Here is a 14,115-nt window from a genome sequence, read left to right on the forward strand (position 1 = left end):
ACCCTCGCCGAATCGCCGTGAAGGCTGATCGCGCGCAAAAATAAGGCCGGGCGAAAAGTCAATCGCCCGGCCTCAATATCTGGTAGTAAATTTGGCTTTGGTTAATAGCGGTAGTGTTCCGGCTTGAACGGACCCTGCGGCGTGACGCCGATATAGGCGGCCTGTTCACCCGACAGTTCGGTCAGGCGGGCGCCCAGCTTGTCGAGGTGCAGGCGCGCGACCTTTTCGTCGAGATGCTTGGGCAGGACATAGACCTGATTCTGGTACTGCTCGCCCTTGGTGAACAGCTCGATCTGGGCCAGCACCTGGTTGGTGAAGGACGCCGACATGACGAAGCTCGGGTGGCCGGTGGCGTTGCCGAGATTGAGCAGGCGGCCTTCCGACAAAAGGATCATCCGCTTGCCGTCCGGGAAGGTGATCATGTCGACCTGCGGCTTGACGTTGGTCCATTTCAGATTGCGCAGCGAGGCGACCTGGATCTCGTTGTCGAAGTGGCCGATATTGCCGACGATCACCATGTCCTTCATCGACCGCATATGGTCGAGGGTGACGACGTCCTTGTTGCCGGTGGTGGTGATGACGATGTCGGCGGTCGGGGCCGCGTCTTCCAGCGTCACCACTTCAAAGCCGTCCATCGCCGCCTGCAGCGCGCAGATCGGATCGACCTCGGTGACCTTGACGCGGGCGCCGGCGCCCTTGAGCGAGGCCGACGAGCCCTTGCCGACATCGCCGTAGCCGCAGACGACGGCGACCTTGCCGGCCATCATCGTGTCGGTGCCGCGACGGATGCCGTCGACCAGCGATTCCTTGCAGCCATATTTGTTGTCGAACTTCGACTTGGTGACGGAATCGTTGACGTTGATGGCGGGGAAGGGCAGCAGGCCCTTCTTCTGCAGCTGGTAGAGCCGGTTGACGCCGGTGGTCGTCTCTTCGGTGACGCCGCGGATGGCCGCCTTCTGCTTGGTGAAGAAGCCGGGCGAAGCCTTCAGGCGCTTCTTCACCTGGGCGTAGAAATATTCCTCTTCCTCGCTCTGCGGGTTGGACAGCACGTCCTCGCCGGCTTCGGCGCGGGCGCCGATCAGGATGTACATGGTGGCGTCGCCGCCATCGTCGAGGATCATGTTGGAGAGGCCGCCGTCGGCCCACTGGAAGATCCGGTCGGTGTAGTCCCAATATTGTTCGAGGCTCTCGCCTTTCACGGCGAAGACCGGAATGCCGGCCTCGGCGATGGCCGCTGCGGCGTGGTCCTGGGTCGAGAAGATGTTGCAGGAGGCCCAGCGGATATCGGCGCCGAGCGCCTTCAACGTCTCGATCAGCACCGCGGTCTGGATGGTCATATGCAGCGAGCCGGTGATGCGCGCGCCCTTCAGCGGCTTCTTGGCGCCGAATTCCTCGCGGCAGGCCATCAGGCCCGGCATTTCGGTTTCGGCGATATCGAGCTCCTTGCGGCCCCAGCCGGCAAGCGAGATGTCGGCGACCACATAATCCTTGCTACCCGTCATGGCAGTACTCCGATGCGAATTGTTATGCTGCGAATTGGTTGCGGATGCGCCCGCGCCGGTGGGCGCGTCGAAGGGCGCGAATTGCCGGCCTGACTAGCAGATCAGGCTCAAGACGACAATGGGATATAAAGAAATCTTTATCCCTGCATGTCTCGCAGGCATGGTTGGGTGGCGTACGGGATCAGCATTCCTCGCCGAAGCGGGAGGCGACAAGCTGCTCCAGCGCGTCCATGACCTCGAGCGCCTCTGGCCCGCTGGCGGTGACGCGGATCGAGTAGCCTGGGCTGGCGGCCAGCATCATCAGGCCCATGATCGACGTGCCGCCGACCTTGACGCCGTCCTTCTCGACATGCACCGCGGCATCGAAGCCGCTGGCCAGCTGGACGAATTTCGCCGAGGCGCGCGCATGCAGGCCGCGCTGGTTGACGATCGGAAACTCCCGGACGATGTGGTCTTTTTCCGGGGATAGCGCGTTCATTTGCTGCTCAGAAGCTGGCTGGCGACATTGATGTATTTGCGTCCGGCTGCCTGAGCCTCGTCGAGCGCGGCCGCCATATTGTCGCCCTTGCGGATCGAGGACAGCTTGATCAGCATCGGCAGGTTCATACCGGCAATCACCTCGGTGCGGCCGGACTCCATCACCGAAATGGCGAGGTTCGATGGCGTGCCGCCGAACATGTCGGTCAGCACGATGACGCCCGCTCCGGTATCGACACGGGCCACGGCATCGACGATGTCGCGGCGACGTTGTTCCATATCGTCGTCGGCACCGATCGCCACGGTTTCGAAATTGTCTTGTGGCCCGACGACATGTTCGACGGCATGTCGGAACTCGGTGGCCAGTTGACCGTGCGTTACAAGCACGAGTCCGATCATTCTTTGGTGGCTCCCGTCATCGCCGCTTCACAGGCGCATTTTATGCTCGCCAGCCATTCCAGGCGGCGGGAGCGCTATCTTGTCGACGCGCGGCCCGTTGACAAGCCCAAAATTGCGCCGGCCCATGCCAATTTGACGCATTGCAGCAAAAAATCCGAAGCGGATCATAGAAAAGGCGCGATCGACAGCCGCGCCATCACGGCCGGCAAGGCCGCGGCGGCGTTACGCTCGGCAAGGTCGATACGCGGCACCGGGCAGCCTGCGACCGGCTCGCTGATTTCCTCCTGGAAGCGGGCCATCCCTGCCTTTGGCACCAGCCTTACATGCAGGTCGATCACCCCGCCCGGCTCGAACGGCAGCGGGCGCGGCATGAAACCAGGTACCTCGGCGAGACCGGCGATGGGCGCTGGTACGCGACAGACCAGCCGCCCGGCGCGGGCGGCGGCAAGCAGCCTGTCGTCGCCGATCAGCCGCGAGAACAGCCCGCGCGCCCGGCAATGGTCCAGGAGTGTCAGCGCCAGCGTCGTCTTGCCGGCGCCGGACGGCCCGGTGATAAGGACGCCGCGTTCGCCGATCAGGATCGCGGTTCCGTGGATGTTTTCAGGCTGCGCAGCTGCATCAGGCACGATCTCGCCCGATCATGTTTTTGGATGAAGCACTTTTCGGGATCATGCTTCGGCCGGCAGCGTCACGACGAAACGCGCGCCCTTGATCTCGCCGGGCTTGGTGCCGGGGATGTTCTCGGCGGTCAACGTGCCGCCATGGGCCTCGACGATCTGCCTGGAAATCGACAGGCCAAGGCCCGAATTCTGGCCGAACGCCTCGCCGGCCGGCCGGTCGGTGTAGAAGCGCTCGAAGATGCGGTCGATATTGTCGGCGCGGATGCCGGGGCCATTGTCGTCGACGGTCAGGATGTTGAACTTGCCGGCGCGGGCCAGCGACAGGCTGATATGGCCATGGTCCTCGGGAACGAAGGAGCGCGCATTCTCGATCAGATTGGTGACGACCTGGCCGATGCGCAGATCGTGGCCGGCGACGAAATAGCCTTTGACACCCTGCGGCAGCTTGGCGACCTTGAGTTCGATCTCGACAGCCTTCTTGTTGCGCGTGGTCTCGCGCGACACGGCGACGAGGTCGGTGATGAATTTCTTCAGGTCCACCGTCCCGGCATCCTCACGCGCCAGTTCGGCATCGAGACGGGAGGCGTCGGAGATATCGGTAATCAGCCGGTCCAGCCGGCGCACGTCATGCTGGATGATGTCCATCAGCCGGCTGCGCGAATTGTCGTTCTTGGCCAGCGGCAGGGTTTCCACCGCGCTGCGCAGCGAGGTCAGCGGGTTCTTCAATTCGTGCGACACGTCGGCGGCGAAGCTTTCAATCGCCTCGATCCGCGCATAGAGCGCGTTAGTCATGTCGCGCACCGCGACCGACAGATTGCCGATCTCGTCCTGCCGGTCGGAAAAGTCGGGGATTTCCTCGCGGCTCTTGACGCCGCGCCGGACCCGCACCGCCGCCGCCGACAGCCGGCGCAGCGGATTGGCGATGGTCGAGGCCAGAAGCATCGACAGGATGGCGGTGACCAGTGCCGCGATGCCGAAGACGCGCAGGATCGCCTTGCGCTCGGCGGCGACGATCTTGTCGATGTCACCGCCTTCGGTCGATAGCATCAGGACGCCGAGAACGGCACGGAAGCGCTGGATCGGCACCGCCACCGAAACGATCTGCTCGCCCTGCTCGGAGACGCGCACGATGGTCGACGGACTGCCGGTCAGCGCCTTGACCACTTCCGGGAAGGCCGCGCCGTTGCCGCCCGGCTGCTCGTGATAGACCGGCAGGTCGGTGTTTCGGAAGAAGTCGAAGATGAACTTCTGGACGCGCTCGACGAGGTCGGGCTCTTCCTCTTCGACCGGCGGCAGGTCGTAGCGCAGGATCTGGCCGCGCGAATAAAGGTGGCGCGAATCGAGCAGCAGATTGGCGTCGCGGTCATAGATGCGGGCACGTGTGCGGGTCGGCGAGATCAGCCGCCGCAGCACCGGCGCGACACGTTCGGGATTGATCGGGAAATCCAGATTGTCGAGCTGGTCCGAGCCCGGCCCCAGGCTTTCGCCGGCCTGCAGCTCAAGCAGCTTTTCCGGGTCGATGCTGATCGAATCGGTCTCGACCGTCGCCGACGCCGCGATCGCGCCGGCGATGATCTCGCCCTGCGTCATGAGGCTTTCGACACGGGCATCGATCAGCCCGTCGCGGAAGGTGTTGAGGTAGAGGATGCCGGTGACCAGGACTGCCAGGCCGGCAAGATTGAGGAACAGGATGCGCCGCGTCAGGCTGGAAAAGATATGGTGGCCGAGGAAGCGGCGCATCGGCACCGTGATCTTCGAGACGAAGGACGGCATGATGCGCGACGGCCGCCTGGCGGCGCCCGTCGGTCTTGTTCGCTGTGCTTCCACTGCCATCGAATAGCAGGCCCTGTTTAGTGAGTAGGCAGTAGGCAGTAGGCAATAGAGAAATGGCTGAGGTTCCCTACTGCCTAACCCCTACTGCCTATCCCCTATTCACGCTTCGCGGAACCGATATCCGACTCCGTAAAGGGTTTCGATCATCTCGAAGTCGTCGTCGACAGCCTTGAACTTCTTGCGCAGCCGCTTGATGTGGCTGTCGATCGTGCGGTCATCGACATAGACCTGCTCATCATAGGCCGAATCCATCAGCGCATCACGGCTTTTTACCACGCCGGGGCGCTGCGCCAGCGAATGCAGGATCAGGAATTCGGTGACGGTGAGCGTCACCGGTTCGCCCTTCCAGGTGCAGGTATGGCGCTCCTGGTCCATGACGAGCTGGCCGCGTTCGAGCGAGCGGGCCTGCTGGCTCGGCGCCTTTGCCGCGGCCTCGCGGGCGCTGGCGCGGCGCAGCACGGCGCGCACCCGCTCGACCAGCAGGCGCTGCGAGAACGGCTTGCGGATGAAATCGTCGGCGCCCATCTTGAGGCCGAACAATTCATCGATCTCGTCGTCCTTGGAGGTCAGGAAGATCACCGGCAGGTCGGACTTCTGGCGCATCCGACGCAAGAGCTCCATGCCGTCCATGCGCGGCATCTTGATGTCGAGGATGGCAAGATTCGGCGGACGCGCCGCCAGGCCTTCCAGCGCGGACGCACCATCCGTATAGGTCTCGACGCGATATCCCTCGGATTCGAGGGCGATCGACACCGACGTCAGAATGTTGCGGTCGTCATCGACAAGCGCGATTGTTGCCATTTCAAGCGGCTCCCTCATGAGCTGTCCCTTCTTTCGTAGAGAAGGGGCTTTTGCAGGACAAATTAGGTACAAAATGTGGCATAGGCCTTGTCCGCTGTCACGCGCGGGGTGCCGCAGGCCACAATCCTACCTCGACATGGATTGGACGAACGAACATCGCCAATCCTTTGGGCAACCGTGAAACTTTTCGCATATATAAACGATTTAAACAACTTTCAAAATTTTTAAATCGATTAATGATTTGATATCATTTGGCTTTTCTGGTTTTGACCATCTCGGCCCGCACAGCGGGCGTGCTGGAAATGCGCCGGCAAAGATGCGGCAAATCGTAGAAGGGACACCAATGTCGGAAGTCGGCAAACGCAATCCTGCTTGCCCGATCGATCGTATCGGCCTGAAAACCACCGGTATGGTGCGCTATAATTTCGGCGCGGCCGCCCTTTACGAGGAGGCGATCCGGCGCGGCGAGGCGCGGTTGACCGCGCATGGCGCGCTGGTCGCCGAGACCGGCCAGCACACAGGCCGTTCGCCCAAGGACAAGTTCGTCGTCCGCGACGCCGCCACAGAGCCGCATGTCTGGTGGGACAACAACAAGGCGATCTCGCCAGCCCAGTTCGAAACGCTGTTCGCCGATTTCCTTGGCCATGCCGCGGACAAGGATCTCTATGTTCAGGATCTCGTCGGCGGCGCCGATGCCGAGCTCAAACTGCCGACGCGCGTCATCACCGAATTTGCCTGGCACTCGTTGTTCATCCGCAATCTTCTCATCCGTCCGGACAAGGCCGAACTCGAACAGTTCGTGCCTGAGATGACGATCATCGACCTGCCGTCCTTCCGCGCCGACCCCGCCCGTCACGGCAGCCGTACCGAGACGGTGATCGCCGTCGACCTCAGCCGCAAGATCGTGCTGATCGGCGGCACCTCCTATGCCGGCGAGATGAAGAAGTCGGTGTTCACCATGCTCAACTACCTGTTGCCGCAGAAGGGCGTGATGCCGATGCACTGCTCGGCCAATGAAGGGCCGGCCGGCGACGCGGCCGTTTTCTTCGGGCTTTCGGGAACCGGCAAGACGACGCTGTCGGCCGATCCGTCGCGCACGCTGATCGGCGACGATGAGCATGGCTGGGGTCCGCACGGCATCTTCAATTTCGAAGGCGGCTGCTACGCCAAGACGATCAAGCTGTCGGCCGAAGCCGAGCCGGAGATCTTCGCCACCACGCAGCGCTTCGGCACGGTGCTGGAAAATGTCGTGCTCGACGCCGACGGCGTGCCGGACTTCAACGATGGCCGCCTTACCGAAAACACGCGCTGCGCCTACCCGCTCGACTTCATCCCCAATGCCTCGAAGACCGGGCGCGCCAGTCATCCCAAAAACATCATCATGCTGACCGCCGACGCCTTCGGCGTGATGCCGCCGATCGCGCGGCTGACCCCGGCGCAGGCGATGTATCATTTCCTCTCCGGCTACACGGCCAAGGTGGCCGGAACCGAAAAGGGTGTCACCGAACCCGAAGCGACGTTTTCGACCTGCTTCGGCGCCCCGTTCATGCCGCGCCATCCCTCGGAATACGGCAATCTGCTGCGCGAACTCATCGCCAGCCACGGCGCCGATTGCTGGCTGGTCAACACCGGCTGGACCGGCGGCGCCTACGGCACCGGCAAGCGCATGCCGATCAAGGCGACGCGCGCTCTGCTTGCCGCCGCGCTCGACGGCTCGCTGAAGACAGGCGAATTCCGCACCGACGCCAATTTCGGCTTCAAGGTGCCGGTGGCCGTGCCTGGCGTCGACACCGCCATTCTCGATCCGCGCTCGACCTGGGCCGACAAGCCTGCCTATGACCGCCAGGCGGCAAGGCTGGTCGGCATGTTCGCCGTCAACTTCGAGAAATTCGAGCCGCATGTCGACGCAACCGTCATGGGTGCGGCGCCGCGCATGCAGGAAGCGGCGGAATAGTCGCCCAGATCGGTTGGCGTCATTGCCGCTCAGCACCCTTGAAGGCCCGGTTTCGATCGGGCCTTTTCTTTTGTCCGCCGCCGGGCCATGACTGCGGCATGCCGATCGATGACAACATCATCATATCAGACGAAGCCGTGATCCATCCGGGCGACCTGCACGAGGATTTCATCCGCTCGTCGGGTCCGGGCGGCCAGAACGTCAACAAGGTGGCGACCGCCGTGCAACTGCGCTTCGACGCGGCCAACGCGGACGGCCTGTCGGAACGCGTGCGTGCCCGCACGATCAAGCTTGCCGGCCAGCGTGCCACCAAGGACGGCGTCATCGTCATCGAGGCCGGGCGCTTCCGAACCCAGGAACAGAACCGGGCGGACGCCCGGGCGAGGCTGACGGCGCTTGTCGCCAAGGCCGCCGAACCACCGCCGCCGCCACGTAAAAAGACGCGCCCCTCGAAAGGCGCGGTCGAGCGGCGGCTGAAGAGCAAGGCCGGACGCGGCACGATCAAGAAGCTGCGCGGCCGCGTCGGCGACGACTGATCCGTCTGCCGGGGCGTTTTCGGGTCGTTGTCAGCGCCACCGTGTGGCATTCTTCAAGGTCAACGCAGCAACCGGATTGTCAACCGACCTCATGCTCGTACTGCCCAAAGGCGTTCGCCACATGCCGGCCTATCTCTCCCGCACCGCGCAGGAAGCACTGGTCGGGGCAGTTAGAGGCATAGTCCAGCAGGCGCCGCTGTTTGTTCCCGCCATGCCGCGCACCGGCAAGGAGATGAGCGTGCGCATGACCAATTGCGGCCCGCTCGGCTGGGTCACCGACAAGGAGCGTGGCTATCGCTACCAGCCGACGCATCCGCTGACCGGAGAGCCTTGGCCGCCGATCCCGGAGAGCCTGCTCGATCTGTGGCGGCAGGTGTCGGCCTATCCGAATCCGCCGGAGGCGTGCCTGATCAATTTCTACACGGCGGACGCCAAGATGGGCCTGCACCAGGACCGCGACGAGGCCGAGTTCTCGGCGCCTGTCGTCTCAGTCTCGCTGGGTGACGATTGCCTGTTCAGGGTCGGCCAGACCACGCGCGACGGCGCCACCAAATCGTTCAGGCTGAAGAGCGGCGACGTCGTCGTGCTTGGCGGCGAGGGCCGTCTCGCCTTCCACGGCGTCGACCGCATCTATCCGTCGACCTCGGCGCTGCTCAAGAATGGCGGCAGGATCAATCTGACGCTGCGGCGGGTGACGAAGCCGCACGAGAACGCCTTATAAGCCGATCCTGACGCGTCCCTACCGAGGCTGCAAGGGTCTTGGAAACAGCCGCGATTGCCTGGCCGCCGTACCGGGTCCGCCCGACGCTGTCAGGCCTCGATTTCGAGAGCCGAAAGCGGCTTCGAGCAGCAGGCGAGGATGAAGCCGTCATCGATTTCGTGATCGAGGATGCCGCCATTGTGGCTCATCTCGACGGCGCCGGAGACTTTCTTCACCTTGCAGGTCCCGCATAGGCCGAATTCGCAGGCCGCGGGAATCCGCACGCCGGAGGCGCGCGCCGTCTGCAGCACGGTCTGGCCGGCGACGCACTCGGCATCGACATCCGAAAGCGCGAAGCGGATCGGTGTTGCTTCGACGGGAACCGCCACGCCGTCTTCCCCAGGCGACGCGAACGGTGCCGGGACCTCCTCCACCACGGGTGCGGCAAAGCTCTCCTGATGGTATTTCGACATGTCGAAGCCGGCGGCTTCCAGCATGCCGCGCACGGCGCGCATGAAGGGGTCTGGACCGCAGCAGAAGATCTCGCGTTCGCGGAAATCAGGTGCCAGCAGCGGCAGCCGGATCGCGTCGATGCGGCCCATATGGCCGTACCAGCCCTCGCGGCTCGACCGCTCCTCGATCATGAAGCCGAGCGACAGCCCCGGCATATGGCCGCCAAGCAGTTCGAGCTCCTTGCGGAAGATGATCTCTTCCGGGCGCCGCGCGCAGTTGACGAAGCCGACATCGGTCCATGGCGCGCAATCGTTCAGCCAGCGCAGCATCGACATCATCGGCGTCACGCCGGAACCGGCCGAGATGAACAGATACTTGGCCGCCGGATGGCTGTGCAGCGAAAAGTCGCCGCTCGGCCCATAAGCCTTGACGTGCGAGCCGGGCACCAGGTGATCGAACATCCAGCGCGTGCCGATGCTGCCGGCCTGCGCCTTCACCGTCACCGCGATCGAGAACGGCCGCGACGGCGACGACGACAGCGTGTAGGTGCGCATCAGCGGTCCGTCCGGCGTCGGCAGTTCCAGCGTCACGAACTGGCCCGGCTTGTAGCGGAACCAGGTCTGGTTGTCGGAGCGGAAGGTGAAGGTCTTGACGTCAGGGGCTTCGTCGCTGACGCCGATCACTTCCAGCACCTGCAGCCTGTCGTTCCACGGCGCCATCTGGTCGAGATGGCGATAGAGGCCAAGATCCGTCATCGCGTTCATCCCCTATCCTCTCAGGCGACACTGCGGAGCGCCGGCCGTCCGTCTCCGGCAAGCCGTGGGCCGATGAAGGACGCGTACCATTCGACGAACTGGATGACGCCGCCCTCATGCAATTCCGAGTAGGGGCCGGGTTCATAGGCCGGCGACAGGATGCCGAAGGCGTTTTCCTCGACGATGCGGCGGTCCTGGTCGTTGGTCTCGGTCCAGACATGGGTGAGTTCGGCAAGATCGTAGTCGACGCCTTCGACCGCATCCTTGTGCACCAGCCATTTGGTCGTCACCGCGGTTTCCGTGGCGCTGATCGGCAGCACGCGGAAGGTTACGGCATGGTCGCCGAGGATGTGGTTCCAGGTCGTCGGATAGTGGTAAAGCAGCAAGGAACCGATGCGGTCGGCCGAGACGCTGTCGGACAGGTTCTTCTTGACCGCCCGCTTGCCCGTCATCGTGTAGCTGACCGCGTCGCGCAGCAGCGGCGCGCGGGTGGCGCGGTATTGCCCGGCCGGGTCGATGCGGAACTTGCTCGGCAGGCCGGCCGTCTCGCATTTGGCCCAGTGCGCCAGCATCTCCGGATCGCTGTCGGCGCCTTGCACGCCGGTCACCGTCGGGGCTTCCGGGAAGGTCTTGCAGAGCTCCGGATGGTTGCCGGCGCAATGGTAGCACTCGCGGTTGTTTTCCCAGACGAGCTTCCAGTTGCCCTTCTCGACGATCGTGCTCTCGAAGGCGATCTTTGCTTCGCTGAGCCGATGCGGCTTGAGATAGGGTTCGATCATCGCGCGCATCGGCGCGAAGTCGGCGGGTTCCTTGGCCAGGCAGATGAAGATATAGCCGGCCACGCTTTCGCAGGCGACCGGCTTCAGGCCGAACTGGCTCTTGTCGAAACCGTCGGCCATCTGGCGGGCAAACAGCAGTCTTCCGTCCAGTTCGTAGGTCCACTGGTGATAGGGACAGACCAATTTGGCCGCCATGCCCTTGTCGGTGTTGCAGACACGGCTGCCGCGATGGCGGCAGGAATTGTGGAAGGCGTTGATCTTGCCCTGCTGATCGCGCACCAGCACGACCGGGTAGTCGCCGATCTGCGCGGTGATGAAGCTGCCGGGCTTGGGCAGTTCGCAATCATGGCCGATGAACAGCCAGTCGCGATACCAGATCAGCTCCATGTCGAGCTTGAAGAAATCGGGATCGGTATAGAAGGGCTGCTCGAGCGAGAAGCCCTCTCTGCGGCCATTCAAGAGCCTCAGCATATCGTTGCGCGCATCCATGTCCTGTCCTCATACTTCAAGGACTGAACTGGTGGTGATTGAGGAAGGATCAGACGCAGACCGGCGAAAGCCGGGCATGCGCCATCCACCTCTTGACCGCCCACCGCGATCAGTCGAGTTCAAAAATCTCGGGCTGGTTTCCGGGCTCTGGAGTGTCCTAGCGGACGGTCGCGACACCTTCCCAGGCTTTCGCCCAGTGGTCTCCCGTTGCGACTTGAACTCCACCACCGTTGCGGGGGCAGCGCCGGACTTTGACCGGCTTCCCAATTCTCCGCCCCGTCGTCACGAAGCGGCACCTGAGATGACATGATCTAATCACGACAGCGTTTGCGACATCGGCATGAAAGCGACATCGTATCCATGCGGCGCGACACGCATGCGCGACGATCAGGGCACGGGCAGCGGTCACGAAAATCGTCTCCGCGACAGCCACACCGGCTATCAAAATCGGCGCGGAACGGGGGCAAAAAAGGTTAACGGTTTCGAAAAGTGACTATTAGCAGAGTCTAAAATCGAACCGAACGGTTCGTTTCTGTTGACGGTGCGTGCAGGACGGTGTGAACGATGAACCCCCGATACAGCTGGTGATCGCGGGGCTGACTTTAGCTAACATATTGATATCGAAATGAAAAATATAGGGCTTGTAAAGCCTTGGCACAATTTCAAGTGGCGGATTCTTGGTCCACGCGGAACAACTTCGTGATTGGAAACGGCCAGCTGGCTCACCCACATCGGGGCGGTCCGAACGACGCGATTTTAATCCCAAGACACGCCGCTAGACGGACGGAAAAATACTGGAGTACCAAAAATGAAAAAGATTGTTCTCACTGCCGCCGCCCTTCTGGCTATTTCCGGCAGCGCCTTTGCGGGTAGCGACAACTATGGTTCGAATGCCGCCGCAGCTACGGCTGTCGACAGCTCGTACACCGCTTCGACCAAGAAGTCGGAACCGGCTGCTCAGACGCCTGCACAGGGCGCCGATCGCAACCTCTTCGGCAACAACTAACAACAGATCCCGGCCGACAGCGGGTTTTCTGTTCGCTGTCCTGGCCGGCCTCAAGAATTCAGGAGACTAACGTGAACAAGATCATCCTTGCTGCCGCCGCTGTCCTGGCCATTTCCGGCAGCGCCTTCGCCGGCAGCGACAACTACGGTTCCAACGGTGCCGACCAGCCGGCCGCTGCGGTCGACCATTCCTACACGGCTTCGGTCGACAAGTCGGCTCCGGCTACCCAAGTGCCTGCTCAGCGGGGCGCCGACCGCACCCTCTTCGGCAGGTAATGCCAGTTTACAGTAATGGCGGCTCTGCCGGCCATTCCCGTGAAATCCAGGAATTCAGGAGACTAACATGAACAAGATCATCCTTGCTGCCGCCGCCGTTCTGGCCATCTCCGGCAGTGCTTTCGCGGGCAGCGAAAATTTTGGCTCCAATGGCGCCAACCAGCCTGCCGTAACTTCACCCGCCGGAACTTCGGTCGACAATTCGCGCACGGCGTCGATCCGCGAGAACGGCTCGCCTGTCTACAAGCTGCTCAATTCGTCGGGCGACGTGCAGAAGTCCGCTCCTCAGGGCAGCGACCGGAACCTCTTCGGCCGTTAACAGTCGAAGCTGATCTTCCAAAAAAGAGCGACGGGCCCTGGCCTGCCGCTCTTTTTTTGTCGCCTTGACCCGGCGGGACTGGCCGCCTCAGGCCGCTTTTGCTTCCGGCTTTTGCAGCGCGAAGGAATGTCCGTCCTCATCGAAGATATGCAGGTCCTCGGCATTGGCGCTCAGCCGCAAGGTCGAACCGCGCTTGACTTCTACATTGCCCGGCAGCTTGGTCACCAGCGGCAGGTCGGCGCGGCCGATGTCGACATAGACCAGCTGGACCTCGCCGAGCTGCTCGACATAGTCGACCGTTCCCTCGAACAGATAGTCCGCACCGCTGGCGATCATCAGATCCTCCGGCCGCACGCCGAAACTGACCGCCGCGCCCTTGGCCGAGGCGGGCGTCGAGATCGGCACCGTCGCCTTGCGGCCGCCGACATGGTTGACGACGGTCGGGTTGCCGGTCTTGTCGATGGTTGCCGGCAGGATGTTCATGGCCGGCGAGCCGATGAACTGGGCGACGAACAGGTTGCCGGGCTTCTTGTAAAGGTCCATCGGCGTGCCGACCTGTTCGACATGGCCGTCCTTCAGCACCACGATGCGGTCGGCCAGCGTCATCGCCTCGACCTGGTCGTGGGTGACATAGATCATCGTCGTGTTGGGCATCGATTCCTTGAGCTTGGCGATCTCGATGCGCGTGGCGACGCGCAACGCGGCGTCGAGGTTCGACAGCGGCTCGTCGAACAGGAACACTTTCGGATTGCGCACGATGGCGCGGCCGATGGCGACACGCTGGCGCTGGCCGCCCGACATCGCCTTGGGTAGCCGGTCGAGATATTTGGTCAATTGCAGGATTTCCGCCGCCTGGCGCACGCGGCGGTCGATCTCGGCCTTGTTTTCCTTACCGATCTTCATCGAGAACGCCATGTTGTCGTAGACCGTCATATGCGGATAGAGCGCGTAGGACTGGAACACCATGGCGATGCCGCGCTTGGACGGCGGCACATCGTTGACCACGTCGCCATCGATCTTGAGCTCGCCCGACGTGATTTCCTCGAGTCCGGCGATCGAGCGCAGCAAGGTCGACTTGCCGCAGCCCGACGGGCCGACGAAGACGATGAACTCGCCCGATTTGATGTCGAGGTCGATGCCGTGGAGAATGTTGAGATTGCCGTAGGACTTCTTCACTTGTCTCAAATTGACATCGGCCATTGGTTTCCTCCCAGTGA

Annotated in this window: 15 protein-coding genes and 1 riboswitch; of the genes, 6 read left to right on the top strand and 9 right to left on the bottom strand. The window is 62.8% G+C overall.

Annotation, left to right across the window (positions count from 1 at the left end; translation table 11 throughout):
- Positions 1-101 precede the first annotated feature (101 nt).
- The 6 genes from ahcY to QQK95_RS24005 form a co-directional block, all read right to left on the bottom strand.
- Entirely contained in the window at positions 102-1,502 is a 1,401-nt protein-coding gene (ahcY, locus tag QQK95_RS23980) for an adenosylhomocysteinase (protein WP_010912937.1), read from the bottom strand.
- A gap of 181 nt (positions 1,503-1,683) precedes the next feature.
- The gene (locus tag QQK95_RS23985; protein WP_010912938.1) at positions 1,684-1,980 is read right to left on the bottom strand and encodes an HPr family phosphocarrier protein; all 297 of its coding nucleotides are present in this window, start codon (positions 1,978-1,980) and stop codon (positions 1,684-1,686) included.
- A complete protein-coding gene (locus QQK95_RS23990; RefSeq protein WP_010912939.1) occupies positions 1,977-2,378 on the bottom strand; it encodes a PTS sugar transporter subunit IIA in 402 nt (133 codons plus the stop codon). Before QQK95_RS23990 ends, QQK95_RS23985 begins: the two co-directional genes overlap by 4 nt.
- A gap of 164 nt (positions 2,379-2,542) precedes the next feature.
- Positions 2,543-3,004, bottom strand: coding sequence for an HPr kinase/phosphorylase (locus tag QQK95_RS23995; protein WP_284276864.1), 462 nt, complete (start codon positions 3,002-3,004; stop codon positions 2,543-2,545).
- 42 nt (positions 3,005-3,046) lie between these two features.
- Positions 3,047-4,831 (bottom strand): sensor histidine kinase, encoded by a 1,785-nt coding sequence (locus tag QQK95_RS24000; protein ID WP_199646037.1) that lies wholly within the window; start codon positions 4,829-4,831, stop codon positions 3,047-3,049.
- 99 nt (positions 4,832-4,930) lie between these two features.
- Positions 4,931-5,632, bottom strand: coding sequence for a response regulator transcription factor (locus tag QQK95_RS24005; protein ID WP_010912942.1), 702 nt, complete (start codon positions 5,630-5,632; stop codon positions 4,931-4,933).
- A gap of 343 nt (positions 5,633-5,975) precedes the next feature.
- On the opposite strand from QQK95_RS24005, the gene QQK95_RS24010 reads away from it, so the two are divergent.
- The 3 genes from QQK95_RS24010 to QQK95_RS24020 all read left to right on the top strand — a co-directional run bounded on the left by QQK95_RS24010 (position 5,976) and on the right by QQK95_RS24020 (position 8,843).
- Positions 5,976-7,586, top strand: a complete 1,611-nt coding sequence (locus tag QQK95_RS24010) for a phosphoenolpyruvate carboxykinase (RefSeq protein WP_284276867.1) — start codon at positions 5,976-5,978, stop codon at positions 7,584-7,586.
- A 98-nt stretch (positions 7,587-7,684) separates the two neighbouring features.
- A complete protein-coding gene (gene arfB, locus QQK95_RS24015) occupies positions 7,685-8,122 on the top strand; it encodes an alternative ribosome rescue aminoacyl-tRNA hydrolase ArfB (protein WP_284276868.1) in 438 nt (145 codons plus the stop codon).
- Positions 8,123-8,213: 91 nt separating this feature from the next.
- Entirely contained in the window at positions 8,214-8,843 is a 630-nt protein-coding gene (locus QQK95_RS24020) for an alpha-ketoglutarate-dependent dioxygenase AlkB family protein (RefSeq protein ID WP_284276869.1), read from the top strand.
- An 89-nt stretch (positions 8,844-8,932) separates the two neighbouring features.
- Here QQK95_RS24020 and QQK95_RS24025 read toward each other — a convergent pair whose 3' ends face one another.
- Together QQK95_RS24025 and QQK95_RS24030 are read right to left on the bottom strand one after the other, a co-directional pair.
- Positions 8,933-10,030: an FAD-binding oxidoreductase gene (locus QQK95_RS24025; RefSeq protein ID WP_284277061.1), complete on the bottom strand. Its 1,098-nt coding sequence runs from the start codon at positions 10,028-10,030 to the stop codon at positions 8,933-8,935.
- A gap of 20 nt (positions 10,031-10,050) precedes the next feature.
- A complete protein-coding gene (locus tag QQK95_RS24030) occupies positions 10,051-11,298 on the bottom strand; it encodes an aromatic ring-hydroxylating oxygenase subunit alpha (RefSeq protein ID WP_284276870.1) in 1,248 nt (415 codons plus the stop codon).
- Positions 11,299-11,412: 114 nt separating this feature from the next.
- Positions 11,413-11,613, bottom strand: a riboswitch (cobalamin riboswitch).
- Positions 11,614-12,106: 493 nt separating this feature from the next.
- Between QQK95_RS24030 and QQK95_RS24035 the strand changes: the two genes are divergently transcribed.
- The 3 genes from QQK95_RS24035 to QQK95_RS24045 all read left to right on the top strand — a co-directional run bounded on the left by QQK95_RS24035 (position 12,107) and on the right by QQK95_RS24045 (position 12,898).
- A complete protein-coding gene (locus QQK95_RS24035) occupies positions 12,107-12,304 on the top strand; it encodes a DUF680 domain-containing protein (RefSeq protein ID WP_284276871.1) in 198 nt (65 codons plus the stop codon).
- A 71-nt stretch (positions 12,305-12,375) separates the two neighbouring features.
- Positions 12,376-12,579, top strand: coding sequence for a DUF680 domain-containing protein (locus tag QQK95_RS24040; RefSeq protein ID WP_284276872.1), 204 nt, complete (start codon positions 12,376-12,378; stop codon positions 12,577-12,579).
- 67 nt (positions 12,580-12,646) lie between these two features.
- Positions 12,647-12,898 carry a DUF680 domain-containing protein gene (locus QQK95_RS24045; RefSeq protein WP_284276873.1) on the top strand — a complete coding sequence of 84 codons (252 nt, stop codon included), beginning with the start codon at positions 12,647-12,649 and terminating at the stop codon, positions 12,896-12,898.
- Between the two features lie 87 nt (positions 12,899-12,985).
- On the opposite strand, the gene QQK95_RS24050 is transcribed toward QQK95_RS24045, so the two are convergent.
- Positions 12,986-14,098 (bottom strand): ABC transporter ATP-binding protein, encoded by a 1,113-nt coding sequence (locus QQK95_RS24050; RefSeq protein WP_284276874.1) that lies wholly within the window; start codon positions 14,096-14,098, stop codon positions 12,986-12,988.
- Positions 14,099-14,115: the final 17 nt, after the last annotated feature.

This window comes from Mesorhizobium huakuii (assembly GCF_030160235.1).
GTDB classification, from domain to species: domain Bacteria; phylum Pseudomonadota; class Alphaproteobacteria; order Rhizobiales; family Rhizobiaceae; genus Mesorhizobium; species Mesorhizobium huakuii.

Coding starts and splice junctions, on each gene's coding strand:
- QQK95_RS24030 (WP_284276870.1), bottom strand. CDS start 11,298: ATGGATGCGCGCAACGATATGCTGAGGCTCTTGAATGGCCGCAGAGAG.
- ahcY (WP_010912937.1), bottom strand. CDS start 1,502: ATGACGGGTAGCAAGGATTATGTGGTCGCCGACATCTCGCTTGCCGGC.
- QQK95_RS24010 (WP_284276867.1), top strand. CDS start 5,976: ATGTCGGAAGTCGGCAAACGCAATCCTGCTTGCCCGATCGATCGTATC.
- QQK95_RS24020 (WP_284276869.1), top strand. CDS start 8,214: ATGCTCGTACTGCCCAAAGGCGTTCGCCACATGCCGGCCTATCTCTCC.
- QQK95_RS24035 (WP_284276871.1), top strand. CDS start 12,107: ATGAAAAAGATTGTTCTCACTGCCGCCGCCCTTCTGGCTATTTCCGGC.
- QQK95_RS23985 (WP_010912938.1), bottom strand. CDS start 1,980: ATGAACGCGCTATCCCCGGAAAAAGACCACATCGTCCGGGAGTTTCCG.
- QQK95_RS24005 (WP_010912942.1), bottom strand. CDS start 5,632: ATGGCAACAATCGCGCTTGTCGATGACGACCGCAACATTCTGACGTCG.
- arfB (WP_284276868.1), top strand. CDS start 7,685: ATGCCGATCGATGACAACATCATCATATCAGACGAAGCCGTGATCCAT.
- QQK95_RS23990 (WP_010912939.1), bottom strand. CDS start 2,378: ATGATCGGACTCGTGCTTGTAACGCACGGTCAACTGGCCACCGAGTTC.
- QQK95_RS24045 (WP_284276873.1), top strand. CDS start 12,647: ATGAACAAGATCATCCTTGCTGCCGCCGCCGTTCTGGCCATCTCCGGC.
- QQK95_RS24025 (WP_284277061.1), bottom strand. CDS start 10,030: ATGACGGATCTTGGCCTCTATCGCCATCTCGACCAGATGGCGCCGTGG.
- QQK95_RS24000 (WP_199646037.1), bottom strand. CDS start 4,831: ATGGCAGTGGAAGCACAGCGAACAAGACCGACGGGCGCCGCCAGGCGG.
- QQK95_RS24050 (WP_284276874.1), bottom strand. CDS start 14,098: ATGGCCGATGTCAATTTGAGACAAGTGAAGAAGTCCTACGGCAATCTC.